23 protein-coding genes are annotated in these 23775 nt (G+C 55.6%); 4 read left to right on the top strand and 19 right to left on the bottom strand.

All coding sequences use genetic code 11. The annotated features are described in order from the left end of the window. Nucleotides 1-82: 82 nt before the first annotated feature. The 7 genes from BLW10_RS03085 to BLW10_RS03055 all read right to left on the bottom strand — a co-directional run bounded on the left by BLW10_RS03085 (nucleotide 83) and on the right by BLW10_RS03055 (nucleotide 4684). The gene (locus tag BLW10_RS03085; protein WP_091332300.1) at nucleotides 83-937 is read right to left on the bottom strand and encodes a damage-control phosphatase ARMT1 family protein; all 855 of its coding nucleotides are present in this window, start codon (nucleotides 935-937) and stop codon (nucleotides 83-85) included. Then, the gene (locus BLW10_RS03080; RefSeq protein ID WP_091332299.1) at nucleotides 934-1791 is read right to left on the bottom strand and encodes a formylglycine-generating enzyme family protein; all 858 of its coding nucleotides are present in this window, start codon (nucleotides 1789-1791) and stop codon (nucleotides 934-936) included. The genes BLW10_RS03085 and BLW10_RS03080 overlap by 4 nt, the downstream gene beginning before the upstream one ends. Beyond that, nucleotides 1784-2155: a NifB/NifX family molybdenum-iron cluster-binding protein gene (locus BLW10_RS03075; protein WP_091332298.1), complete on the bottom strand. Its 372-nt coding sequence runs from the start codon at nucleotides 2153-2155 to the stop codon at nucleotides 1784-1786. The genes BLW10_RS03080 and BLW10_RS03075 overlap by 8 nt, the downstream gene beginning before the upstream one ends. Before the next feature lie 114 nt (nucleotides 2156-2269). After that, entirely contained in the window at nucleotides 2270-3181 is a 912-nt protein-coding gene (locus BLW10_RS03070) for a nucleotide-binding protein (protein WP_091332297.1), read from the bottom strand. Beyond that, nucleotides 3178-4068, bottom strand: coding sequence for a nucleotide-binding protein (locus BLW10_RS03065; RefSeq protein ID WP_091332296.1), 891 nt, complete (start codon nucleotides 4066-4068; stop codon nucleotides 3178-3180). Before BLW10_RS03065 ends, BLW10_RS03070 begins: the two co-directional genes overlap by 4 nt. 5 nt (nucleotides 4069-4073) lie before the next feature. Then, nucleotides 4074-4448 carry a NifB/NifX family molybdenum-iron cluster-binding protein gene (locus BLW10_RS03060; protein WP_091332295.1) on the bottom strand — a complete coding sequence of 125 codons (375 nt, stop codon included), beginning with the start codon at nucleotides 4446-4448 and terminating at the stop codon, nucleotides 4074-4076. After that, a complete protein-coding gene (locus BLW10_RS03055) occupies nucleotides 4445-4684 on the bottom strand; it encodes a hypothetical protein (protein ID WP_091332294.1) in 240 nt (79 codons plus the stop codon). The genes BLW10_RS03060 and BLW10_RS03055 overlap by 4 nt, the downstream gene beginning before the upstream one ends. Nucleotides 4685-4879: 195 nt before the next feature. Here BLW10_RS03055 and BLW10_RS03050 point away from each other — a divergent pair, with 195 nt between their 5' ends. Further along, entirely contained in the window at nucleotides 4880-7735 is a 2856-nt protein-coding gene (locus tag BLW10_RS03050) for a valine--tRNA ligase (protein WP_091332293.1), read from the top strand. A gap of 62 nt (nucleotides 7736-7797) precedes the next feature. Here BLW10_RS03050 and BLW10_RS03045 read toward each other — a convergent pair whose 3' ends face one another. From BLW10_RS03045 to ispA, 6 genes are all read right to left on the bottom strand, one after another. After that, nucleotides 7798-8598: a sulfite exporter TauE/SafE family protein gene (locus BLW10_RS03045; RefSeq protein WP_091332348.1), complete on the bottom strand. Its 801-nt coding sequence runs from the start codon at nucleotides 8596-8598 to the stop codon at nucleotides 7798-7800. A gap of 10 nt (nucleotides 8599-8608) precedes the next feature. After that, complete coding sequence (locus tag BLW10_RS03040) at nucleotides 8609-9034, bottom strand: phosphate-starvation-inducible protein PsiE (RefSeq protein WP_091332292.1); 426 nt, start codon at nucleotides 9032-9034, stop codon at nucleotides 8609-8611. Between the two features lie 114 nt (nucleotides 9035-9148). Continuing rightward, nucleotides 9149-9883 (bottom strand): sulfate transporter CysZ, encoded by a 735-nt coding sequence (gene cysZ / locus BLW10_RS03035; RefSeq protein WP_091332291.1) that lies wholly within the window; start codon nucleotides 9881-9883, stop codon nucleotides 9149-9151. Nucleotides 9884-9965: 82 nt separating this feature from the next. Further along, on the bottom strand, nucleotides 9966-10697 hold the full coding sequence (locus BLW10_RS03030) for an alpha/beta fold hydrolase (RefSeq protein ID WP_245709065.1): 732 nt from the start codon (nucleotides 10695-10697) through the stop codon (nucleotides 9966-9968). A 26-nt stretch (nucleotides 10698-10723) separates the two neighbouring features. Further along, nucleotides 10724-11560, bottom strand: a complete 837-nt coding sequence (folE2, locus tag BLW10_RS03025; protein WP_091332289.1) for a GTP cyclohydrolase FolE2 — start codon at nucleotides 11558-11560, stop codon at nucleotides 10724-10726. A gap of 144 nt (nucleotides 11561-11704) precedes the next feature. Then, nucleotides 11705-12598, bottom strand: a complete 894-nt coding sequence (gene ispA, locus BLW10_RS03020; protein WP_091332288.1) for a (2E,6E)-farnesyl diphosphate synthase — start codon at nucleotides 12596-12598, stop codon at nucleotides 11705-11707. A gap of 150 nt (nucleotides 12599-12748) precedes the next feature. On the opposite strand from ispA, the gene parE reads away from it, so the two are divergent. Together parE and BLW10_RS03010 are read left to right on the top strand one after the other, a co-directional pair. After that, entirely contained in the window at nucleotides 12749-14647 is a 1899-nt protein-coding gene (gene parE, locus BLW10_RS03015; RefSeq protein ID WP_091332287.1) for a DNA topoisomerase IV subunit B, read from the top strand. Nucleotides 14648-14793: 146 nt separating this feature from the next. Further along, nucleotides 14794-15123 (top strand): transposase, encoded by a 330-nt coding sequence (locus BLW10_RS03010; RefSeq protein ID WP_281241123.1) that lies wholly within the window; start codon nucleotides 14794-14796, stop codon nucleotides 15121-15123. A gap of 77 nt (nucleotides 15124-15200) precedes the next feature. Here the strand turns inward: BLW10_RS03010 and BLW10_RS03005 are convergent, their stop codons facing one another. The 5 genes from BLW10_RS03005 to BLW10_RS14385 form a co-directional block, all read right to left on the bottom strand. Continuing rightward, nucleotides 15201-16268, bottom strand: a complete 1068-nt coding sequence (locus BLW10_RS03005; protein ID WP_091332286.1) for a DNA cytosine methyltransferase — start codon at nucleotides 16266-16268, stop codon at nucleotides 15201-15203. After that, entirely contained in the window at nucleotides 16265-17398 is a 1134-nt protein-coding gene (locus tag BLW10_RS03000) for a hypothetical protein (RefSeq protein WP_091332285.1), read from the bottom strand. Before BLW10_RS03000 ends, BLW10_RS03005 begins: the two co-directional genes overlap by 4 nt. Nucleotides 17399-17546: 148 nt before the next feature. Continuing rightward, nucleotides 17547-18497: an acetyltransferase gene (locus BLW10_RS02995; protein WP_091332284.1), complete on the bottom strand. Its 951-nt coding sequence runs from the start codon at nucleotides 18495-18497 to the stop codon at nucleotides 17547-17549. Nucleotides 18498-18594: 97 nt separating this feature from the next. Continuing rightward, a complete protein-coding gene (locus BLW10_RS02990; protein WP_091332283.1) occupies nucleotides 18595-18993 on the bottom strand; it encodes a septal ring lytic transglycosylase RlpA family protein in 399 nt (132 codons plus the stop codon). Between the two features lie 268 nt (nucleotides 18994-19261). Continuing rightward, the gene (locus BLW10_RS14385; RefSeq protein ID WP_091332282.1) at nucleotides 19262-20965 is read right to left on the bottom strand and encodes a L,D-transpeptidase family protein; all 1704 of its coding nucleotides are present in this window, start codon (nucleotides 20963-20965) and stop codon (nucleotides 19262-19264) included. Between the two features lie 196 nt (nucleotides 20966-21161). Here BLW10_RS14385 and BLW10_RS02980 point away from each other — a divergent pair, with 196 nt between their 5' ends. Continuing rightward, a complete protein-coding gene (locus tag BLW10_RS02980; RefSeq protein WP_091332281.1) occupies nucleotides 21162-23075 on the top strand; it encodes a methyl-accepting chemotaxis protein in 1914 nt (637 codons plus the stop codon). 27 nt (nucleotides 23076-23102) lie between these two features. Here the strand turns inward: BLW10_RS02980 and BLW10_RS02975 are convergent, their stop codons facing one another. Next, nucleotides 23103-23702: a DUF3299 domain-containing protein gene (locus BLW10_RS02975; protein ID WP_091332280.1), complete on the bottom strand. Its 600-nt coding sequence runs from the start codon at nucleotides 23700-23702 to the stop codon at nucleotides 23103-23105. Nucleotides 23703-23775 lie beyond the last annotated feature (73 nt).

The raw sequence follows: 23775 nt of genomic DNA, 5'->3' as shown, positions 1-23775 counted from the left end.
GAATAATCCTGTAAATCCTGTAAATCCTGTCTAATTCTTAAATCCTTAAATCACTTTGCGCCTTTGCGGTTCAAAAAATAAGCTATAACACCGCCCCCTTCAACACAATCGCCCCCGGCGGGACATGTAAATCGCCCGCGATTACCTGACATTTAGCCTGAAGCAAAAAGAAAATCGGTGCAGACAGGGCGCTGAGGGTTTCATAATTCGCCTGTCCTTTCGCCACAATCAGCGGAGCCGCCGCGAATCGCTCACGGAACGCCGCCGAACACTGTTCTAGCAGCGTCCCCGGTGCCGCCGAGCCGTTGTCAATGATCTCAATGCCGTCGGCGATGCCAGCGGCCAGCGCATCGGCGCGGGTGGCGTCATTAATGATCGGGGCGGCCTTGACCACATAGGTAACCGCCAACCCGCGCCGGCGTAGCAAGTCAAGCAACGGGCGATCAAACACGGTTTCTCCAGCATTATCAGCAAGATAGAGCACCTGTTCGACACTGTCGAGCCGCTGCCGCAGTGCGTCCAGCGCATCAATCGCAAACGGCTGTATTAACACCCGTTCCAGTGTCGCATCCAGATCAAACTGTTCAGCAACGCCCAAATCAATAATATTGCCCGCAATCGCCAACCGCACCGCGCATTCCAGCGGATCGCTCGCCGCGTCCAGATGCGCCAATAGGGTCGGATACCGCGCCAATGCCTGCGCGGTCGCCTCCTGCTTGGCGGTTTGATAGGGGTCATCGACGCCGGTCAGCGCCCGCACCTGCGCATGAATCGCAGCGGCCATAACGGGCGGAGTGGTAGTGAGTGGCAGTGTGTGCAGATGCGTCAGCGTCCAACGTAACACGGCGTGCTGTTGCTCAAAATCGGCACCCGCCCGCCGTGCGGCGCTCAGGGCTTGACGCAAAAAACAGGGATAGCAGTCGAGATAGGTGTTCATTTAATTGACGGCTCAGGTGTTGTCACCGCCCGCGCCACCCGTAGGCCAAAACCGTAATGTCGTACCGTCGGTGCATAGCGGAAGCGAAAGGCTGACCGTGCCCCATTCGGATACAGATACCAAGCACCACCGCGCAGAATCCGCACCCTGGCCCCATCGTTCAGGCGCTCGCAATCGCTACTCCAGGGCTGGCCGTCGCTCGGTGCGCCCTGATAGTTCGGGTGATAGCAGTCGCTGACCCACTCGAAAACATTGCCGTGAATGTCGAATAATCCCCAGGGATTCGCCGGTTTGGTGCCGACTGGATGGGTGCGCTCGCCGGAGGAAAACAGATACCAGAGATGGGCTTTCAGGTGCGCTTCATCTGCGCCTGTGCCGAACCAATACGGCGTTGTGGTGCCAGCGCGGGCGGCATATTCCCACTCGGCTTCACTCGGCAAGCGATAGCCACCGCCGAGTTCGGGATGTTGATTGAGCGCCTGAATAAATGCCTGCGCGTCGTCCCAAGAGACCTGCTCAACTGGGCGGTCGAGATCAGCCGCATCGCTTTGAAAATACGCTGGATTATTTCCCATCACTGCCACCCATTGCCGTTGGGTGACTTCGGTGGTAGCCAGATAAAAGGGCGATAGCGTGACAGAATGTGCCGGTTGCTCGCTGCCGTCGCACTGCTCATCGCTGGCGGTCGCCGGATTGCAGCCCATCTGGAAACTGCCGCCGGGGATCAAGCGCAACGTCATGCCCAGCGCATTGGTCAGTGTCGGCGCGGGAGCGGGATCGGCCACAACTGCACTGCTGACGGCGAGCGCCAGCAGCCAACTCCACGCCGCCCAATGATGCGGGCGTTTAGCCATGCCCGTGCGCCACGCTTTCAGCGCAGGGTGCCGCGCCCGGCAGCGTGCCGCTCAGATAGGCTTGCAGCGCCTCGCCGACGGTGCCGGTTGCGCCGGTTGCGGTGGCAACACCGGCTTCATTAAAAAAGGCAATCGCCCGACCGCCCATGCCGCCGCTAATCATCACCTGTGCGCCCTGTTCATGAATAAAGGTCGGAATCTGCCCCGGCTCATGGGCTTCGGCAAAGGGATTGGCGATGACCTCGACCGTGCTCACTGCGCCTGCTTCGACAGTCGCTAACACAAAATGCGGCGCATGGCCGAAATGTTGCGCGACCGGGCTGGCTAATCCTTGATCGGTTTCAGCGGTGATAGCGATTTTCATGGTGTTTTAGCTCTCAGTTCAGATGGATGTATTGGGTTTTGCAGAAACGGAAACACCGAACGCTGCGCGGCGTTCGGTGAGCGGGTGAAAAACAGTGAGCACCGCGCCCGATGCTCAAGTTTTGGAATCCGTTGTGACCTCGGCTAATCGCGCTTGCAGCGTGCGCCACAGTTCCGCCAGCGCCTGACTGATCGGCGCCTCGGGACACTGTACCGTCACCGGACGCCCAGCGGCTAAGGCTTCGGTCATGCTCAGATCAAACGGCAACCGCGCCAGCGTCGCAATGCCCCGCGCCGCGCCGAGATCTTCAATCGCTTGCGCCCCGTCGGGATAGAGATCGGCTTTGTTAATACAAATCAGCGCCGGTACCCCAAAATGGGTCACAGTCGCCAAAGCTCGCGCTAAATCTTCACGTCCCGAGACTGTCGGTTCCGTGACCAATAGTGCCAGACTCGCGCCCGACACCGCCGCAATCACCGGACAGCCGATTCCGGGCGGGCCGTCGATCAACAATCCGGCGCAGTGTTCAGCTTCGGCCTGTGCCCGCGCCCGCCGCTTGACGGCAGTCACCAGCTTGCCGGAGTTTTCCTGACCGGGATCAAGATGCGCGTGATGCAATGCGCCATAGGGTGTTTCCGAACGGCGGCAGGTGCCGACCGTTTGCGGCACCAGCGCCAGCGCCCCGCTTGGGCAGCGGTCGAGACAAGCACCACAGCCTTCGCAGGCGATAGCATCGACCTGACAGCCGCCCGCGTCACAGATGAGCGCCTCATAGCGGCAGGCTGCTTCACACAGTCCGCAGCCGCTACAGGCGTCGGCATCGACTACGGCAACCGCGCCACCGACGAAGGGTTCAGCGACCGTCGCTTGGGCATCGAGTAACAGCGCCAGATTTGCCGCATCGACATCGGCATCAGCTAATAGCCAGCGTCCGGCGGTCGCGTGTGCGGCTTGATGCGCGAGAGCGGCGGTGACGCTGGTTTTGCCGGTGCCGCCTTTGCCGCTGAGAACGACGATTTCTTTCATGCGGCGACCCCGCTCACAATCTGTTCTAACAGCGTCTGCACTGCTGGGCGATATTCGGGCGCGGCGTCGAGCAGCGGGCGACCGCGTGCCAGTGCCTCAGCTAACCGCCGTTCGAGCGGAATCCGCAGCGCAATCGGCAAGCCCTGTTCGGCGCAATACTCAGCAATTGGCGCGGTGCCGATGCCATCGCGATTGATGACCACCCACGCCGGTAGTCCTAGCTCTTGCACAATGCCAACCACTTGCCGCAAATCGTGCAGACCAAAGGCGGTCGGCTCAGTCACCAAGATAACCGCATCCGCGCCGCGTAGCGTCTCAACCACTGGACAGGATGCGCCGGGCGGGGCATCACGAATTTCGAGCAGCGTGTGCGCAGATTCGGCGTCAGAAAATGGCGCATCAAGCGCGGCAGCAGTCGGCCAGCGTTTGAGCGCCCGCAACACCGGCATTCCCATCGGTTGACCGATGCGCAACAGCCCCTGCGCCAGCAGAATCCCGTCGGGCGTGTATCCAGCGTCGATCTGACCGACAGCGAGCGGCTCTTCGTGCATGGCCTGTTCAGGACAGATCCAGACACAGCGCCCGCAGCCGTGACACAGGTCATCGAACACCAGCACCCCGCCGCCGACCACCGCCAGCGCGTTGAACTGGCAGACCTCGGCGCAGCGTCCGCACGCTGTGCAGCGCGTGGCATCCACTCGCGGCACCGGGCGCGTCACGGTCACGGCGCTCGACCACTGCGGATGCAGACTCAGCGCGGCATTGGGCGCTTCGACATCGCAATCCAGCAGCCGCACGGCATACGTCAGCGCGGCTGTTTGCGCCAGCGCGGTGGCTACTGTCGTTTTGCCGGTACCGCCTTTGCCACTGGCAACCACCAGACGCATCGGCGTTAGCCTCCGTGATGTCCGTCGTGACTGGCCGCATCCGCCTCGCGCAGGGTACCGGCGCAAAATTGCTCCAGCATCTCGCGTCCGGTCGGCGTGTGGGCGCTGTCTGGGGCCAGTAAGGCGCGAATCCCGGCCGCGTGCAGTGTTTTCCACGCTTTCGGCCCATAGGCTCCGCTGACCACAGCGGTGACGCCCTGTGACGCGAGCAATTGCGCCGCCTGCACGCCCGCGCCGCCGCTGGCATCGCGTGCGGGATTGGCGACCAGCTCACAGACGCCGCTTTCCGGTTCGACTAAACAGAATTGCGCCGCCCGCCCAAAACGCGCATCAAAGGGCGCATCGAGCGATTCACCCGTCATCGAGATGGCCAGTTTCATTGGAGCGCCTCGGCAAAGGCAGCGGTTTCCAGCCGATCAAGCTGGGTGCGTAACTGCGCAATCTGGGCGCTCAATGGACTGGCAGCGTTCACAGCCGCACGGGTGCGCCGTCCGCCACCACTGCCATCACGCAGCGCCCGACCGCCACCACAGGGGCCGCGTCCACGTCCCTGACCTTGACCGCGACCTTGACCACGTCCGTTACCGCGTGGGCCGGTTCCATCTTGCATCGGCATGATTCAATCCTCTGATTAAATAGCTTGAGACCGTATGAGCGTATGGGAAAAGTATGAACTGATTCTTGATCTAATTACTCTGATATTTCGCAATAGCGATGCCCGACCGATTCGCCGCGCCGGAATGTGCGCACAGCGGCGTCAGGTCGATATACTTGAGTGCTTTCGCAGCGTCTGACCACGAGCCTAAGCACCATGCTGGACAAGCATTACGACCCTCATACTCTCGAAACCCAGTGGTATCGTCATTGGGAAGATCGCGGCTATTTCGTCCCCGCCGCGACCGCAAGCACGCCCGCCGCCGAGCACGGCGCGTACTGCATCATGATTCCGCCGCCGAATGTCACCGGCAGTCTGCACATGGGTCATGCGTTTCAAGACACCATCATGGATGCCTTGATTCGCTATCACCGGATGCAGGGCAAGCCGACGCTCTGGCAAGCGGGCACCGATCATGCCGGCATTGCCACGCAAATGGTCGTCGAACGCTTGATCGAAGCCGACGGCAAAACGCGCCATGATTACGGGCGCGAGGCATTTATTGAGCGCATTTGGGACTGGAAAGCCGAATCCGGCGGCACCATCACCCGCCAGTTACGGCGCATGGGTGCGTCACTTGATTGGGCACACGAGCGGTTCACGCTCGACGCGGGCTTGTCGGATGCGGTGCGCGACGTGTTCGTTCGACTCTATGAAGAGGGCTTGATCTATCGCGGCAAGCGGCTGGTGAACTGGGATCCGGTGCTGCATACCGCCGTGTCGGATCTGGAAGTGCTATCGGAAGAAGAAAGCGGTTTTATGTGGGAGATGCGCTATCCGTTGCTCCTGCCGCCTGAGGTCGCTGGGCCACAGTATCTCGTTGTCTCGACCACGCGCCCCGAAACCCTGCTCGGCGACTGCGCAGTCGCGGTCAATCCCGAGGACGAGCGTTATCAACATCTCATCGGCGCATTCGTCGAACTGCCACTGACCGGACGCCGCATCCCGATTATCGCCGACGAACACGCCGATCCCGAGTTCGGCACCGGCTGTGTCAAGATCACCCCGGCGCATGATTTCAATGACCATCAGGTTTGGCTACGGCATCGTGATGAAGTCGCCATTGCCCAACAGCCACACGGCGGCTTAATCAACATTTTCACCCCAGATGCCGCGATTCGCGCCAATGAAGCCGATGAAGGTCAGCTCTTGCCTGCCGCCTATATCGGTCTCGACCGCTATGCCGCTCGCAAACAGATTGTCGCCGATCTCGATGCCGCTGGACTGCTTGCCGCTGTCAAAGAGCATCGCTTGCAGCAACCACGCGGCGACCGCTCGGGCGCGATCATCGAGCCGTATTTGACCGATCAATGGTATGTGCGCGTTGCGCCGCTCGCTGAACCGGCGATAGCAGCAGTGGAAAACGGCACGGTGCGTTTTGTGCCCGATAACTGGAAAAACACCTATTTTGACTGGATGCGCAATATTCAGGATTGGTGCATCAGCCGTCAGATTTGGTGGGGCCATCGCATTCCGGCCTGGTACGACAGCGAAGGCAACGTCTATGTCGGGCGCTCCGAAGATGCCGTCCGTGCTGCGCATGGCTTCGGCCCCGAGGTCGAATTGCGCCAAGATGAGGATGTGCTTGATACCTGGTTTAGCTCGGCACTCTGGCCCTTTAGTACACTCGGCTGGCCCGAACAAACGGAACGCCTCCAGACCTTTTATCCGACGGCGGTACTGGTCACCGGCTTTGACATCATCTTTTTCTGGGTCGCTAGAATGCTGATGATGGGGCTGAAGTTCATGGGCGAGGTGCCGTTCCGCGAGGTCTATATTCACGGACTGGTGCGCGATCAGAACGGCGATAAGATGTCGAAATCAAAGGGCAATGTTCTTGACCCTATTGATCTGATTGACGGCATTGATCTCGAATCACTGGTTAAAAAGCGCACCAGTGGCATGATGCAGCCGCATCTCGCCGAAAAAATCACCCGCGATACGCGCACCGATTTCCCCGACGGCATCCCCGCCTTTGGCACCGATGCGCTACGTTTCACCTTCGCGGCGCTGGCCTCGACTGGCCGCGACATCAAGTTCGATCTGCGTCGCACCGAGGGCTATCGCAACTTTTGCAACAAGCTCTGGAACGCCTCGCGCTATGTGCTGATGAACACCGACGGGCAGGATTGCGGCTTGGGGTCAGACCCTATTGAATATTCCGCTGCTGACCGCTGGATTCGCGCCGAACTTCATCGCACTATCGCTGCCGTCACCGAAGCTATCGACGCCTATCGCTTCGATTTGGCAGCTCAGGCGCTCTACGATTTCACTTGGAACGCATTCTGTGACTGGTATTTGGAGCTATCCAAGCCAGTGTTGACCAGCGTACAGGCCAGCGACGCGGCCAAGCGCGGCACGCGCGGCACACTGGTGCAGACGCTCGAAACCCTGTTGCGGCTGGCGCATCCGATCATGCCGTTTATCACCGAGGAGATTTGGCAGAAGGTGCGCCCGCTGGCAGGCGTCACGGGCGAGACCATCATGCTCGCGCCCTATCCGCTCTGTGATACCGCTACTGAGGATGCGCAGGCGGTCAGTGAAATGGATTGGGTCAAGCAGTGTATTCTCGGGATTCGGCGTATCAAGGGCGAAATGAATATTGCGCCCGGTAAACCACTGCCAATTCTGATCGTCAATGCGAGCGAGCAAGAACGGCATTGGTTAGAAACAGCGCGGCCTTATTTGGATTTTCTCGCCCGCACCGAATCCATTACCGTGCTTGATGATGAATCAAACGCGCCCGAATCGGCGATTGCGCTGGTTGGTGCGATGAAGATTTTAATTCCGATGGCGGGGTTAATTGATACAGATGCCGAATTAAAGCGGCTGGATAAAGAGCTGGCGCGTTTGACTGAAGATGTTGCCCGCACGGAAACCAAGCTTGCTAATCCGGCGTTTGTGGATAAAGCTCCAGCGGCGGTGGTTGAGAAAGAACGCGCTAAACTGGCCGATCACGCAGCAGCGATTGCTAATCTGCAAGCGCAGCGCGAGAAGATTGCGGCGTTGTGAGATAAATAGAATAAGGGTGATGAAGTAGGCGCTGCATCACCCAATCATCAATTCATCGCAAATCAAACAAACACCAACCGCCCAGCAATCACCAACAGCAACCCACCAAACAACCGCTTCAGTAGCGCCACCGGCAATGTATGGGCTAATCGCGCCCCGAGTGGCGCGAGCGGCATACTGGCCACTAACATCGCCACCACCGCTGGCCAATACACAAAGCCACTGCTCAATGCCGGTAAACCGCTCCGTGACCAGCCACTGAGGATAAAACCCAGTGCCCCAGCCAGCGCAATTGGCAGACCACAGGCCGCCGAAGTGCCGACCGCCTGCCGCATCGCAATCCCGTGACGCAGTAAAAACGGCACGGTGAGGGTACCGCCGCCGATCCCAACCAGCGCCGACAGCGCCCCGATGCCGCTCCCGACACTCGCCAAGCCGACACGCCCGGGCAGCGGTTGCGCGACCGCGACTGTCGCCGAGCGCGTCAGCAGCAATGTGGTGCCGACATAGGCGAGAAAGAGCGCAAAAATCCTTTGTAACCAACCACTTGGCAACCAACCGGCCACCATCGCGCCCGCCAGCGCCCCGACGATAATCCCCGGCACGAACGGCCACACAATGTCCCAGCGCACCCCATCGCGCCGGTGATGCGCCAGCGTCGAGGCCGCGCCGGTGCCGACGATGGTGGCCAGCGAGGTGCCGACCGCCAGTTGCGCTGTCCAGTCGCCGCCGAGATCGAGTGCGCCAAAGAGCAATAACAGCGCCGGCACCATCACCGCCCCGCCGCCGACGCCAAATAATCCCGCCAGCACGCCTGAACAAGCGCCAATAGCGAGATAAGCCGCTAATTCAATTAACAACATGCGCACTGCCTCATTCGCGGTGCCCGGTGCCGCCATCCCCGTCTTGGTCATCGCGGTTAAATTGCTGACTAAAACGAATGACGAGAATCGCTAAACTCACAAGCAAAATTGCGCCACTTTCGTAAATCAGCCCCTCAGAGCTTCCTTTGCCTTGCAGCACGATCAGTCGTGAGAGTGCGGTGACGGCAATAAACATCGGATAAGTAAAGGGCACGGTGCGGCGCAAAAAATAGACATTAGCCATCGCCATAATCTCGATGAAAATAAACATCATCAAGAGATCTTCAAGTCGAATATCGCGCTGTTGATAAATCGTTCCAATCAACTGACCAATACCAATCAGCGCCAATCCACCGACGACAACCAGCACCAGTTTTTCGGTGTAGAGAAAAAGCGTCGAGAGCCAAGTATCGAGTCGTGAGCGGTGATCGTTCATAGCTAAACGCCTCCGGTGCATTCAGTCTGGAAAAACATTCAAAACTGATGAATGGATTAAATTGGGCGAGAACGAGGCGAACGCAAGGCCGCCGCGTTGGGTTAAGTTGAGTGCTCAGGTCGGTGAAGTCGGGCGAAATTCACGCACCCACAGCGCGGTTGCCCCCGCAACGGCAACCGGCATCAGCAGAAAATTCAGCACTGGAATCATCGCCATCCCAGCGGCGGCGGCACCAAAACCGAGACTGAGTGCCCGACGCTCGCGCAGATGACGGCGGATTTCAGCAAAGCGTAAACCGTGATTGCCCATCGGATAATCACTGTATTCGACTGCCATCATCCATGCGGTATAGAGAAACCAGAGCAGTGGCCCAATCAGCGGCACGAATAATAGCAGCAAAAACGGCAGCGCCCAGAGTAGGGCATAGGCGAGTTTGCGCACTTCATCAAGCAGCGTTGGCCCCAATTCAGCCAGCAGGCGCAGATAATCGCCATTCTGTTCAAGAGGCTGGCCGGTTAATAATAGCTCGATCTTTTCGGCCAACAGGCCATTGAAGGGCGCGGCAATGAGATTGGCGAGCAAGCCAAAGGTATAAAACACAAATACCAGCAGCAGCACAATAAATAGCGGCCAAATGAGCCAATCCAGCCAATTTAGCCAGGTTGGAAGTTGTGCTTCCATCAGTTGCATCAATGACTCGAATTGACTGATGCCGACATAAATCGCCGCCGAGAAAATCAGCACATTCAGCAGCAGCGGAATAATAACAAAGCGTTTGATACCGGGGCGCGTAATCAGGCTTAAGCCTTGAATGAGATAACGTGCGCCGGAAAGCGGGGATTTGACCATAATGATTCGGGTATGAATGGAGTGGGTTGTTTAGCAGTCAGCTTCCAGCCGCCAGCGGTCAGCTAATATCGGTTCGCGCTGGTCACACAGCTCTAGGGGCGTCGCGAGATTGTATGAGCTGGAAGCTGACCGCTGCCAATACCCGCTCCGGCGCTTCCAGCAGCGGATTGTGGCCGACCGCTTCGAGTACCATCAGTCGCGTTGCTGGACGCTGTGCTAATACCGTGTGCGCAATCGCCTGAAAACGCCGATCTTCGCTGCCGATGATCCAGTTGAGCTGGCCGCGATAGTCCGCGAGTGCGTCCCACGTACTCGGCATTTCACCCAAACCGAGCCGTTCGAGCACGCAGGCCAGCCCGTCGGGGCGGTGGCTCAGTCGCCGCGCTCGCTGCTGCGCCAGCAGTTCCGGCGCGAGCCGCGCTTGCGTGCGAAACAGCGGCTGCTGTTCCCAGGCGGTGACAAAGGCGTCAAGGCCGTGCTCGCGTAGCAGCCGAATCCAGACTTGATCGGCCAGCCGCCGTTGGGCGCGTAAGCTCGGATCGCGTAGCCCTGGATGCGCCGACAGAATGGTCGCGGTGCGAAAGCGGTCGGGCGCAAGCTGGATGAGACTGAGCGCAATCCGTCCACCGAGTGAATAGCCGATCACGTCATCAATGCTTGCGGGCAAGGTGGCGAGCAGGGCGCGGATGCTCTCCAGATAGCCCCCCGGCGGATCGGGACTGGTCAGATGCCCAGGCAGATCAATCGCCAAGCGCGTCGGGTCGTCAGGAAAGACCCGCGACCAGTCGGCTCCACCGCCGGTGAAGCCATGCAGCAGCAGCGAGCGCGGTTGAACCGGACTCAGAGTGCGGCCTCGGTGGTCTTGTCGCGGGCGATCAGCGCGTAGGCGGAATGATTGTGGATCGACTCAAAATTCTCAGCCTCGACGGTGTAGGCGAGAATCCGATCATCTTCATTGAGCCGTTTGGCCACATCGCGCACCAGATCCTCGACGAATTTGGGATTGCTATAAGCGCGTTCGGTGACGAATTTTTCGTCTGGGCGCTTGAGCAGGCCGTACAGCTCCGAGGACGCCTCGTGCTCGACCAGTTCGATCAGCTCTTCGAGCCACATGAAGCGTTCCATGCGCACTTGAACCGTGACGTGTGAACGTTGGTTGTGCGCACCAAAGGCCGAGATTTCCTTCGAGCACGGGCACAGGCTGGTGACGGGCACCATTACCTTGAGTTCCAGATGCGGTTGACCATCGCGGATCTCGCCGATAAAGGTCACGTCATAATCCAGCAGGCTGGTGACACCGGACACTGGCGCTTGCTTGCTGATAAAAAACGGAAAGCGCATCTCGATGTGTCCGGCTTCGGATTCGAGCCGCTCGGACATATCGGCGAGCATGGTTTTGAACGATGAGACGCTGATTTCGCGTTCGTGGCGGTTGAGAATCTCCACAAAGCGCGACATGTGTGTGCCTTTGAAGTCGTGCGGGAGATAGACATACATATTAAAGGTCGCCACCGTGTGCTGTTCGGTGCCGCTGCGGTCGAGCACCCGCACCGGATGGCGGATGTCCTTGATGCCCACGCGGTCGATGGCGATGCGGCGCGTGTCGGCGCTGCCCTGTACGTCGGCGATGTCACAGACAATCGCGGGCGAACCGCTGGATGTGGTCGATGGCTCCATGAGAGTTTCGGTCGTCGTCAGAATGATTGGCTAGAAGGTGGGGGCGGTTGGCACATTGGCCAAGTTGTTGATGTGCGCCATTTACTGGTCACGAAGCTTCAGCTTCGTGACCGGACTGAGCGTGCCTGAACGCGCAACGGCAGATCAGCTTTTGCGTCCCAACAATGCGTTCGCAATCCAGATGAGTGGTTGGGCACGTTCGCCGAAAATCGCCACCGAATCAATCGCCTCGGTAATCAACTGATTGGCCATTGCTTTGGCCTCAGCCAATCCAACCAGCGCCGGATAGGTCGCCTTGTTGAGTGCCTGATCGCGTCCGGCGGTTTTGCCAATCTGCGCCGTGTCGCCCTCGACATCGAGCACATCATCCTGAATCTGGAACGCCAGCCCCAAGCATTTTGCATAATGGTCGAGCCGTTCGGCGTGCTCGGCGGCGAGCGCCCCATGCGCCAGTACGCCCAGTTGCACCGAGACGCGAATCAACGCGCCAGTTTTATGAATATGAATATTCTCCAACTGCACCAGATCGAGCGGCGTGCCTTCGGCTTCCAGATCCATCGCCTGCCCGCCGACCATGCCGCGTGAACCGCTGGCGCGAGCCAGTGCCGATACCATGCGCACCCGCGCCTCGGCATTGAGTCCGGGCGCTTCGGCAAGCACTTGGAACGCGAGCGTTTGCAGCGCATCCCCGGCCAGAATCGCGGTCGCTTCATCGAAGGCGCGATGACAGGTCGGACGCCCGCGCCGTAAATCGTCATCATCCATCGCCGGTAAATCGTCGTGAATCAACGAATAGGCGTGGATCATTTCCACCGCGCACGCCGGGCGGTCGAGCAGCGCCGGATCGAGTCCGAGTGCCTCACCTGTGGCATAGGCCAGCAGCGGGCGAATCCGCTTGCCACCGGCGAGCACGGTGTAGCGCATTGCTTCATGTAAACGCGACGGCTGCACATTCAGCGGCGGTAAAATCTGATCGAGCGCCGTGTCAATACGAGCGGCACAGCGCGTGCGAAAGTCATCGAGGGTGTGATCGGTCATAGAATCCGGCTGGGATTAAGTGGACGCGGGAATTTGAATCCGAGTGTGCAAGTACGGTACCGTAGGTCGATGAAGCGGTCAAACCAACGCCGCCCGCGCCGCGCTCCGCCCCGCTCACCCTCACCCGTTTGTAGGAAAACCTGACCGTCCATGATCGGCCATTACGACGCCTCCGCGATTGAAGTGCTGCAAGGTCTCGACCCGGTGCGCAAGCGCCCAGGGATGTACACCGATACCACGCGCCCGAATCATCTGGCACAAGAAGTCATCGACAATAGCGTTGATGAAGCCCTCGCCGGTCATGCCAAGTACATCACGGTGACGCTTCATGCGGACGGCTCGCTCGAAGTCGCCGACGATGGACGCGGAATGCCGGTCGATCTCCATCCACAAGAAGGCCGCCCCGGAGTCGAAGTGATTCTGACCAAGCTGCACGCGGGCGGTAAGTTCAATTCGGATACTTACCGCTTCTCTGGCGGTCTGCACGGCGTGGGCGTGTCGGTGGTCAATGCGCTATCGCAGCATCTGGAAGTCTGGGTTAAGCGTGGCGGTCAGGAATACAACATGGCCTTTCAGCACGGCAATACGGTCAGTGAATTGGCGGTCGTCGGAGCCGTCAAGCGCCACGACACCGGCACGCGCCTGCGGTTTTGGCCCGATCCGCGTTATTTCGATTCGCCTAAATTTGCCATCCGTCCGCTCACCCATCTGCTGCAAGCGAAAGCGGTGCTCTGTCCCGGACTAACCGTGCGCTTTCGCGATGAAATCAATGGCGATGAGCAGCTCTGGTGTTATCAAGATGGACTTCAGGATTATTTGCTTCAGGCACTCAACGGCGTCGCCATCCTGCCCAGCGAACCCTTTGTCGGCAATTTTGAAGGCCGCAGCGAGGCGGCAAGCTGGGCACTGGTCTGGCTGCCGGAGCCGCCGCGTGCCGGTGGCGGTGAGCCACTCGCCGAGAGCTATGTCAATTTGATCCCGACGATACAGGGCGGCACCCATGTCAACGGGTTGCGTTCAGGCTTGACCGAAGCGGTGCGCGAGTTCTGCGAATTCCGCACACTGCTGCCGCGTGGCGTCAAGCTGGCACCGGAAGATGTGTGGAGTCGTGTCAGTTACATTCTATCGGTCAAGCTGCTTGACCCGCAGTTTTCGGGGCAGACCAAAGAGCGACTGTCCTCACGCGAGTGCGCGGCGTTTGTCGCCGGCGTGGTCAAGGATGCGTTTAGCCTCTGGCTCAATCAGCATGTCATCGAAGGCGAACAGATCGCTGAATTGGCGATTGGCGCGGCGCAAGCGCGACTGCGGGCCGGCCGCACGGTGACGCGCAAAAAGATCACGCAAGGGCCGGCCTTGCCGGGCAAGCTCGCCGACTGCACCGCGACCGATCCCGAACGCAGCGAGCTGTTTTTAGTGGAAGGCGACTCGGCGGGCGGCTCGGCAAAACAGGCCCGCGACCGTGAATTTCAGGCCATTTTGCCGTTACGCGGCAAGATTCTGAATACTTGGGAAGTTGCGGCGCATGAGGTGCTGGCCTCGCAAGAAGTGCATGACATTGCCGTCGCGATTGGCGTCGATCCGGGCAATGATGATTTAAGCCGTCTGCGCTTTGGCAAGATTTGTATTCTCGCTGATGCCGATTCCGACGGAGCACATATTGCGACCCTGCTCTGTGCGTTATTTTTAAAGCATTTCCGGCGCTTAGTCGCTGATAGGCATATTTATGTTGCCATGCCGCCGCTGTATCGCATTGATATTGGCAAACAGGTTTATTACGCGCTCGATGATGCCGAAAAGCAGGGAATTATTGAGCGGATTGCCGCTGAAAAGATCAAAGGCAAAGTGAATGTGCAGCGATTTAAGGGTTTGGGTGAAATGAATCCGGCGCAATTGCGCGAGACGACCATTCATCCTGATACGCGCCGCCTAGTGCAACTGACGATTGACGACGATCAGGCGACGGATGAATTAGTGGATCGGTTATTAGCCAAAAAACGGGCGGCAGATCGGCGAGCATGGTTGCAGGAACAAGAGGCGGATCGGTATTAGAGGCTGTCTAAAAACTAAACTATTGATTTTAAAGTATATTTAAGTATATTTTTTCGAGAATATGGCAAATTTTGCGAGTTAATTAACATCACTCATATCGTGAATATGACTTCAGAAAAAACTCTTCGCCAAAATATCCAAGCGATATCTCCGATGAAGAATGGGAGATTGTTGAAAAAATCTTCGAAGAACTTGAGCCTTATACAACAGGCCGCCCAAGATCAAGTGATCTACGCGAAATCTTGAATGCTATCTTTTATTTAAACAAAACAGGTTGTCCGTGGCGTTATCTCCCAAATGATTTTCCATCTTACAAACTGGTTAACTATTACTACAATAAGTGGACAGATAACAAGTTGCTTGAAAAGCTAAATACCGCTTTACGCAAGCACTTACGCGAAAAAAAAGACCGAAAACCAGAGCCGACAGGGGCGATTATCGACAGTCAAAGTGTCAAGGGAACCCCAGAGTCCTAATTGCTTGCTACTTGCTCACCGGTAAATTAAGAGCGCAGCGAGTAATTTGTCCGTGTGCAGCAATAACTTATTATGCGCTACTTTTTCCGGGCTGTTGCTCTCGGTAATTCCAGAAGAGCTTCTCCAGCCCCCCTGTAAAGCGGCAAACCTAAAAGGTTTTCTGTTTCGCAGTGAGTCGGTTGTGGATACTGAAAATAGTGTAAATTTTTTGCAGCAACAAAAAATAACCTACGCCTCTTTTGAGGAACGCCATAATCCGCAGCCATCAATTCTCTATGCGTAACTTCATAACCAATATCTTGGAATGATTTGTAAATTTCCTCAATCATATTTGCGCTTTTTACTTGGGCTAATCCGTATACATTCTCCATGACAACAATTTCTGGCTGTAAAAAATCGACATGCCTAATATAGTCTCTATAAAGAACACCAAGAGGATCTTTGGTTGCTTTTTGTTTTCCAGCAACACTAAAAGGCTGGCATGGCGGCCCCCCAATGATTACATCTGGATTTTCCCCTATCACCTGTTTTACTTTTACCGGATCAAGCCTTGTAATATCTTCTCTATGGAAATTCCACTCTGGCCGATTGCACATTATTGTAGCTTCAGCCCATTTTTCTATATCTGTTGAGAAAAGCGTTTCAAATTGAATCAGATCGTCTGATGCTTGCTCAAAACCTAAATCTAAGCCCCCTGCTCCTGTAAAGTAGGATGCAATAATTTTTTTGCCACCCTTGTTTAAACGCTCGAAATATTTAGCAACTTCTTTTGCTATCGCTCTTGCAAGCCCTACGGGCACGGCGTTGCCTATTTGTTTTTGGACTTGGCCAAGAGTTCCTTTGAATTCATAAGTAACAGGAAAATCCTGTAAAACAGCCGCTTCCCTTGGGGTTATATATCTATCCTCCTTTGGATGAACAAATTTATTGAATATATAAGCTGTTACTGTAAGTGATGGCTTATCCATTTCTAGGCGTAACAAGCGCATGTTTGGACCACCTGTTTTTTTAGCACCTGTTCGCACAAAGCTTTCATGTTGAAGGTGTTCAGGTAAATCCCCCATTTTTCCTCCAGGAGGAAGGTACTTCATTCTTTCAAGGACTATATCCGTGTACTCTCTAGTTTCATGATTTGGTAGATTCATAAATTAATGTCACGCAAAATAGGTTCTTCTAGTGTAATTATGAAATCGAACGCCCTACGGAGATTTTCAGAGAGAATTGCTTTTTGGCCGTTCAAGTCTGCAATATCCTCTTCTAGCCCCCACAACATATTAATAAATGGAGACACATATTCATTGCCGTGACGATATGCTGGAAGGTTAGATATTATAGCTGTTTTGACACTTGCATCACTCTTAACGTGGGTACCGATTTTAAGGGTTTGATAAATGCCTTTTTTGATGTCATCGGTTCTATCCATTCCAGCACTAGTTTTTCCATCACTTATTGATTCTGATTTGGGCCAGCCATCTCTGTCTTTTGCAATTTTGGGAGGGCTTCCACTGGCATTAGCAAGATAGTACATACGATTCTGACGGTCTTTTTTTGTATAAGCATCTTTAGCTGATAACCATTCATTAATACAATGATGTATTAAAGGCATATTTACCTCATCAACAAAAAAGTCGATAAGTGGTTTGAAAGGCCACAAGTCACCGCCGACTTTACCCAAATCAATAGAACCTATACCATGAAGAAAAATTGCGGAATCACAAGCCCTCAATTGAGAGCTTGTGATAACAACTTTTTCGTGTTCACCTTTTAAGCAGCTCTCTGGCAATTTAAATAGAAACGGATAAGTGAGAAGCGGGGCTGACTTCACTTCGGCTAATATGACCATTCCGTCTTTATGCGTGAGGACAGCATCAGCGGTCTCAGAACCACCTACTGCAATGACTTCTGTTATTTGTGGATAAAGCTTTTCGACAAACCTTAGAATAACCTCACTGCTCAACTTTCCTAAAGTACCTGATTGAGGTTTAACTGCTTTTTGATATGCCCATATTTCTTTATTTGTAAAGCATGGCGAACAAAGATTAATAAAACCTATGTGAGAATTATATTTTTCATTTATGCTATTACATTGCTCAATTGATTTTTCGATTCCCGATGATGCATCGATGTAAGCAGCAGACATGATTAGATCAAAGCAAAATGCCTGTATATGAGAGTCTTTATTGACAAGCCAATTTAGCAGGCGATCCACTTCAGATCTCCAAGGATAATCAGCTAATGGCTTTCTTCCTGTGATGTTCTCAATTTCAAATTTCATTCATTTCTCTATCTATCAGTGTTTTGCGCATAATAGCGACGTAGTTTGGCTTGCCTGTTCATTTTATCCAAGCTCCAGCTTCGTGACCATCTGGCCTGCGCTAATGACGCAGCCAACGCTTCGTCACCAGCTCGAATGCTTTAGAAAGCTAAAACCCCTGAAACGCCTGCACAAATCGCGCATAGTCACTTTCGGGCAGATGATTGATCCCCGCTGCGCCCGAGCGTCCGCCGCCAGTGGCAAACTGACGACACAACGCATCCGCGCCCACCGGTCGATGCAGCGGTGCCCGCACGCTGACCAAATAGCCGCCCGTGCTCAACTGCGTCAAGATCGCGTGTGCCAGATCCGGTTCAGCTTGCGCCAACGCATTCGCCCAAACACCGCTTGCCCGTCGCGCCCAGGGTTCTGCCGGTAACATAAACAGCCGGTGTTGCGCATCCGCCCACTCAGGTCGCAGTGCCTGTGTACGCGCCAGATCATCGGCATAGCCCTCGCGTAACTGCGCAAAGGCACTGTCCTCGGCGATGAAATCCAGCGGATTGGCATAGGGCTGCAAGCGCCGATACAACGTATCCGGCGCAATATGCAAATCTGCTACCGTCGCGCCATAACCGTTGTAATTCAAACAGATCCCCAACTCGCGCAACGCTTGCAACGCCGCCGCATCCAACTGCAACGCGGCTGCCGCTTGGTGCGCCGCCTGTTCCAGATTGTCACCAAATGCCCCAACCACCGCCCACGCCCGTACTTGCCCGTTGAGATAGGCATCCACCAACAAACTGGTACAGACATCGGGGCGGGTATCAATCTGCGCCTGTAGCTTAGGATGCTGCGGAATCGTGCCCGGAACATGATGATCGAAATAGCGCACCGACACATCCGCCGCTAACAACCGCTCCAGCGCCGCCACGTTTTTTTCCAGCGACACATCCAGCACCGTTACGGCCGCGACACCGTCAGACGGCACCCGCCGCAATAGATCAATCTCGCGTTTGGGGCCAGTTACCAGCTCCGCCGCACGCGGCTCGATCAGTCGTAATTGATGCAGCGCACACACGCCATCCGCATCGCCATTAAACACATCGTAATCCTGCATCCGTCACAAAACTCATCTTGCAACAATAAAAAAAGCCCCTTGTGCCACTGGGACACAAGGAGCCGATTGCGTTACTTCGCAGGCTGGAAGCTGGTAGCTAAAACAAATCCATCATCAGCTGTTCGGCCTGCGCGACGGCGACCGGATTAGCAGGCTGCGGCAGTGCGTCAGCTTCTGGGGCGCGACTGTCTTTCAGCACCCGCAGTTTGACTGGAGCCACCCCGCGACCGAGCATCCCCAGCTCGCGGGCCGCGCCTTTAGACAGGTCGATGGAACGGCCACGGGTATAGGGGCCGCGATCATTGATAGTGACGGCAACCGAACGACCATTGGCCTTGTTCGTCACCAGTACCCGAGTCCCGAACTCTAGCGTGCGATGCGCCGCTGTCAGTTCGTGTTGATTGAATCGCTCACCGCTGGCGGTGCGACGACCGTTAAACCGATCTCCGTAGTATGAGGCGAGGCCATCGGCGACGAGCGCCTGGGCTGAAGTCATTGGCAAGAGCGAAAAAGCGAGTGCCAAGGGTGAGAGCCAATTGCGTCGATTGACCAAAACGCTTCCTCCGCGTGTCGTTTGGTGTTTGGGCGCTATGTCAGAACCCTTCGGATAGTTGTTAGCGTTTTGATGCTAACCGCCAAGCGCACGCCGAGGCAAGTTGTAATTTTCCCAACTTTGACAATAGATTAGCGCAGCAGCCTCAATAGTAGCTAACACAAAACGCTGTTTCTAGGGCCGCACTCACCCGCAAAAACACGGTGCGTAACTAGCGTTCGGACACATCTGAGCGCGTCAAACGTACACTGGAATCTAACTTTGGATCGGTCGCCGGAGCCGCGCCATCGTCGGTAGTCGTCGGCGTTTGGGTCAGCGAGATCAGGGCGTATGGCTCAATGCGTGTGCGCTGCACCGGCGCGTCGAGTGCCGCTGCGACCGCCGCATCACGGCCATAAATATCTGGACGCATCCGCACCCGACCCTCAGCATCCGCCCGCGCCGTTAAGTAGTACAACAGCACCGGCAGCGGCTCAGATAAATTGACATGGCGTGTTTGAGTACCCTCTAAAACACTGTCAATCCGTGCTCGATCCCAGCTTGATTCTTCCAGCAGCAATTCGGCCAGTTTCATCGGATTTTGCACACGCACACAGCCATGACTGAGCGCCCGCGCTGCTTGTCCGAACAGCGCCTTGCTGGGCGTATCGTGCATATAAACAGCATGACGATTCGGGAACATGAACTTGACGCGCCCGAGGGCATTGTCCGGCCCAGGCGATTGCACCACGCGATATCGCTTGTAATCAGCGGCATTGCCACCGCTGACGCGCCGCCCGGTGCGCCGGTCGATCAGGGTGTATTTTGCTGAAACATTGGTCAGTTTTTTCTGAATCGACACCGGCACTGTCCAAGTTGGATTGAGTACCAGATGATCGAGCCGGTCGCGGAACATCGGCGTTTGCGCTTCCTGTTTGCCGACGATCACCCGCGTGCTCCAGGCAATTTCACGCCCGCGCACCAGATGCGCCATATAGTTAGCGACATCGACGAACACATAATCCGGCGGCAGATCGTCATACAGCCAGCGCATCCGCTCCAAATTCAGCCGGATGCGTGCAATCGCTTGTTCATCAACCGGATGATTGACGGCCGCGACCGTCTGCGGCCCGACCACGCCATCACCTTTTAGCCCGCGACTGCGCTGAAAGGCCCGCACCGCTTCATCTAATGAAGCATCAAAGGTGCCAGCTAATTCCAGCGGCAGCAGTTCGCCATAGCCGAGCAAATGCAGTCGTTCTCGCAACCGCGCCACCCGTTCGCCCTGACTGCCAAGCTTGAGCGTCGCGCCCTTAGTCAGCGGCGCGAGTTGCTGCACCTGACGCGCAGCAGTGTACTGGCTCAGAACCTGTTGCAACTCTTGATACCAAAACGGTTTTTGAAACCGACCGTTGAGAAAATCGGCCAAATCTGTCGCATCCAGCGCCCCGCGCATATCGGCAAGTAATCGCTCTTCGGGCAGCGGCGGGCGATCATTCCATACATGGTCAATGGCCACCGGATCGAGCTTGCCGTAGCGGGTATGATGCACATAACGCAACAGCGCATCACTGAGCTGGACATCTGCTGTCAATCGCGCCACCCCCTGCAACGCGGCAAGCGCCCCGGGGCGGCTGAGGTCACGCAGACGGGCAACATGGAAATCTTCGGGACGAAAGCCCTCTTCTTCACTGCGCTCGACCAATTCCAGCAGTGCTTCAATGGGGGCCGAGTCAGACCACGCCAGCGCATACCCGCGCTGCACATAAAAATCCGCCAATACTGGCGCAGCGAGCAAGGGCACGCCATCGAGCGCCACCGATCTGGCATCGCGGAACGCCTCCAGCGTTGCGGCCAGCAACGCATTCGCCTGTGCCGATGTTGGCACCATAATGGTCAGCCAAGACAGCATAACCACAGAAAGTGATAATTTCATGCGCGGAAAGTCTCAGTAAACGTGTTCTTAAAGCCACAGTGTGGGTGATTGCGGTCAATTCTAACGCATCGCGAGCGGTCAGCTATCAGCCGCGATACTGTAGTTTTGTGTAAAGTTTTCATCATATACTTAGTATTAAAGCTGACGGCTGAACGCTGGTAGCTGTCAGCGCTCCACCTCAAAATACGGTTCTAACATGCTGAAAAACCTGAGTATTAGTCGGCGAGTGCTCATGGGTTCGGGATTGATCCTGATCTTGAGCATTGTGTTAACCCTGCCGCTGACGCTGACCAAACTCAGCGCGTTGTCGCGTCAGGCTGAACAAAACGCCCTCGAAAGTCTCTTCGTCAATCTCACCGAAGCCATCAGCGCCCAAGGCGAACGGGCGCGGTCGCTGAGTGCCGCGATTGCGCAGCAACCTGAGATTCAACGCGCCTTTGCTGAAGGCGACCGCGAACGCTTAACGGCGCTCACCCATCCGATTTTTGTGTATATGCAACAACATCAGGGCGTGGAGCAGTTTCAATTTCACACTGCGCCGGCAACCTCATTTTTGCGGGTTCATATGCTCAATAAATATGGCGACGATCTGTCTGCCATTCGCAAAACCATTGTTGAAGCCAATCGCACCCGAGCGCCCCTCAGTGGCTTAGAAACTGGAGTAGCGGGTTTAGGGGTGCGCGGCGTAGAACCCGTGTCTTATCAGGGACAACATATCGGCGTCGTTGAATTTGGATTGTCATTTGGTCAAGCCTTTTTTACCCAATTTACTCAGCGCACCGGCGTGCAAGCGGCATTACAGCTTCCAGCGGCAAATGGTGGTTTTAAAACCTTCGCTGGGACAATTCAAGGCGGTTCGCTGTTTTCTCATGAGCAATTACAACGCATTCTGGCCGGTGACACCGCTATTGAGCGGCGCGATTATCAAGGTCAACCGATTTCGATTTATGGGCGCGTGATTAAAGATTTCTCTGGTCAAGCAGTTGGCGTGCTCGAATTGATTGGTGATCGGCGTGCAGCCGTGACAATTTATCAACAGGCGCTGCTGTCAATTGTTGGCGCTGGCGTGTTAGTATTGATTGTTGGGTTAGTCATTGCTTGGCTGATTGCCCAGAGTATTGCTAAACCGATTCGCGATGTTGCGGATAATTTGTCCGCTATTGCTCAGGGTGACGGTGATCTTACCCGACGGCTTGATGATAAAAGACGCAACGAAATCGGTGATTTAGCGCGGTCATTCAATGACTTTGTCGATAAAATTCATTTGACCATCTCACAAATTTCAATGGCAACGCTTGAATTACAGAGCGCCTCGGCACAGCTTTCAGCAACAAGCCATGACACCTATCAGCAAGTGAAGCTCGAACAGAGCGAAACCGATCAAGTCGCCACCGCGATCAATCAAATGACGGCAACAGTAGAAGAAGTCGCTCGCCATGCGTCCGAAGCAGCGCGAGTGGTACAGGAAACCAGCGCCGAAGCGTTACAGGGCGATCAATTAGCGGTGCAAACTGTAGCAACAATGGAAGCCGTTGCCCAAGAAATTGAGCAAGCCGGTCAAGTCGTGACGCGCCTCGCCGATGATAGTCGGGATATTGGCACGGTGCTGGAAGTCATTCGCGGGGTCGCGGAGCAAACGAATTTGCTTGCGCTCAATGCTGCAATTGAAGCGGCGCGTGCTGGTGAACAGGGGCGCGGTTTTGCGGTGGTCGCTGATGAGGTGCGCACACTGGCTAGTCGCACGCAGGATTCAATTCAAGATATTCGCAATAAAATCGAGCGCGTACAAAGCAGTTCGGTCAGTGTTGTCAATGCGATTGGTGGCAGTCAAGCGCGGGCGCAGGGCGGTGTTGAGCAAGCGCGGCAGGCGAGTGAATCATTCCAAAGCATTAGCCGCTCAATTATTAGCATCAATGATATGAATACGCAAATTGCCAGCGCGGCTGAAGAACAATCAGCGGTTGCTGAGGAAATCAATCGCAATATTCATGCAATCAGTCAAAGCGTTGATAATACTGCTGTAACTGCCGATCATTTAACGCAGGCCAGCGCCCGATTAGCGAGTTTATCGAGTGAAATTCAGCAAACGATTGGCAGTTTTCGGATTTAATGCGGATTGCTGTGCTTCTGATTGCCATTATTCCATCTGCTGCATCACATCTGCGCCAGCGGCTTGATCGTATTCGACCAGTTCAGCATCAAGCCGATAGGCTGCCACCCCCATCGCGTGCCGAAAAGACGCAATACGCAGGGTGCCACTGACTCGCACCACATCAAACACGCCAGCGCGATGCGGGTGGCCTTCAGGCATCACAACATGCAGCGTTTGATTAGCAGGTGGTGGCGGTATGTGAATACAATTGCCATAATAAGGAATCAGCAAAAATTCACTAAGCTGATCGGTCTCGAAATCCAGCGGCACTAAAAAACCCGTCAAACTTACGCGGCGTCCCGCCAAAAGCGGCACGGTCGGCGCGGCATTCCATAGCTGCATAATCTGCTCCATCACCGCAACCGCACGCGGATCATCGTCGGGAATATTATCAACTTCGAGTTGCTCTAATAAGGCTTCCGGCTGCCAATCCGCTGGCAAGAGTGCATCCCAGTCTAATTCCTCGAAATCAGCACGCACTGCTTGGGATGAATCTGGAGCATCCTGACAAGCGGTTAGCAGTACAATTAAACTCAAACTCAGGGCAAGCATTGAAAACAGCCGGATCGGTTTTAAGTTCGGCATGAATAGGTCTCACAGATTTTTCAATCAAGTTGCTCAAGTTGCTAAATCAAATTTCTCGATGCGCACAGAGCTG

Origin of the sequence: Allochromatium warmingii, assembly GCF_900107145.1 — a bacterium.
GTDB lineage: Bacteria > Pseudomonadota > Gammaproteobacteria > Chromatiales > Chromatiaceae > Thermochromatium > Thermochromatium warmingii.
Note: the sequence above shows the minus strand (reverse complement) of the source record. Positions and strands in the feature narration are given on the sequence as shown.

Bases quoted from the DNA above. Each gene is read 5' to 3' on its own strand.
- BLW10_RS03085 (WP_091332300.1), bottom strand. From the start codon at position 937: ATGAACACCTATCTCGACTGCTATCCCTGTTTTTTGCGTCAAGCCCTG.
- BLW10_RS03080 (WP_091332299.1), bottom strand. From the start codon at position 1,791: ATGGCTAAACGCCCGCATCATTGGGCGGCGTGGAGTTGGCTGCTGGCG.
- BLW10_RS03075 (WP_091332298.1), bottom strand. From the start codon at position 2,155: ATGAAAATCGCTATCACCGCTGAAACCGATCAAGGATTAGCCAGCCCG.
- BLW10_RS03070 (WP_091332297.1), bottom strand. From the start codon at position 3,181: ATGAAAGAAATCGTCGTTCTCAGCGGCAAAGGCGGCACCGGCAAAACC.
- BLW10_RS03065 (WP_091332296.1), bottom strand. From the start codon at position 4,068: ATGCGTCTGGTGGTTGCCAGTGGCAAAGGCGGTACCGGCAAAACGACA.
- BLW10_RS03060 (WP_091332295.1), bottom strand. From the start codon at position 4,448: ATGAAACTGGCCATCTCGATGACGGGTGAATCGCTCGATGCGCCCTTT.
- BLW10_RS03055 (WP_091332294.1), bottom strand. From the start codon at position 4,684: ATGCCGATGCAAGATGGAACCGGCCCACGCGGTAACGGACGTGGTCAA.
- BLW10_RS03050 (WP_091332293.1), top strand. From the start codon at position 4,880: ATGCTGGACAAGCATTACGACCCTCATACTCTCGAAACCCAGTGGTAT.
- BLW10_RS03045 (WP_091332348.1), bottom strand. From the start codon at position 8,598: ATGTTGTTAATTGAATTAGCGGCTTATCTCGCTATTGGCGCTTGTTCA.
- BLW10_RS03040 (WP_091332292.1), bottom strand. From the start codon at position 9,034: ATGAACGATCACCGCTCACGACTCGATACTTGGCTCTCGACGCTTTTT.
- cysZ (WP_091332291.1), bottom strand. From the start codon at position 9,883: ATGGTCAAATCCCCGCTTTCCGGCGCACGTTATCTCATTCAAGGCTTA.
- folE2 (WP_091332289.1), bottom strand. From the start codon at position 11,560: ATGGAGCCATCGACCACATCCAGCGGTTCGCCCGCGATTGTCTGTGAC.
- ispA (WP_091332288.1), bottom strand. From the start codon at position 12,598: ATGACCGATCACACCCTCGATGACTTTCGCACGCGCTGTGCCGCTCGT.
- parE (WP_091332287.1), top strand. From the start codon at position 12,749: ATGATCGGCCATTACGACGCCTCCGCGATTGAAGTGCTGCAAGGTCTC.
- BLW10_RS03005 (WP_091332286.1), bottom strand. From the start codon at position 16,268: ATGAATCTACCAAATCATGAAACTAGAGAGTACACGGATATAGTCCTT.
- BLW10_RS03000 (WP_091332285.1), bottom strand. From the start codon at position 17,398: ATGAAATTTGAAATTGAGAACATCACAGGAAGAAAGCCATTAGCTGAT.
- BLW10_RS02995 (WP_091332284.1), bottom strand. From the start codon at position 18,497: ATGCAGGATTACGATGTGTTTAATGGCGATGCGGATGGCGTGTGTGCG.
- BLW10_RS02990 (WP_091332283.1), bottom strand. From the start codon at position 18,993: ATGACTTCAGCCCAGGCGCTCGTCGCCGATGGCCTCGCCTCATACTAC.
- BLW10_RS14385 (WP_091332282.1), bottom strand. From the start codon at position 20,965: ATGAAATTATCACTTTCTGTGGTTATGCTGTCTTGGCTGACCATTATG.
- BLW10_RS02980 (WP_091332281.1), top strand. From the start codon at position 21,162: ATGCTGAAAAACCTGAGTATTAGTCGGCGAGTGCTCATGGGTTCGGGA.
- BLW10_RS02975 (WP_091332280.1), bottom strand. From the start codon at position 23,702: ATGCCGAACTTAAAACCGATCCGGCTGTTTTCAATGCTTGCCCTGAGT.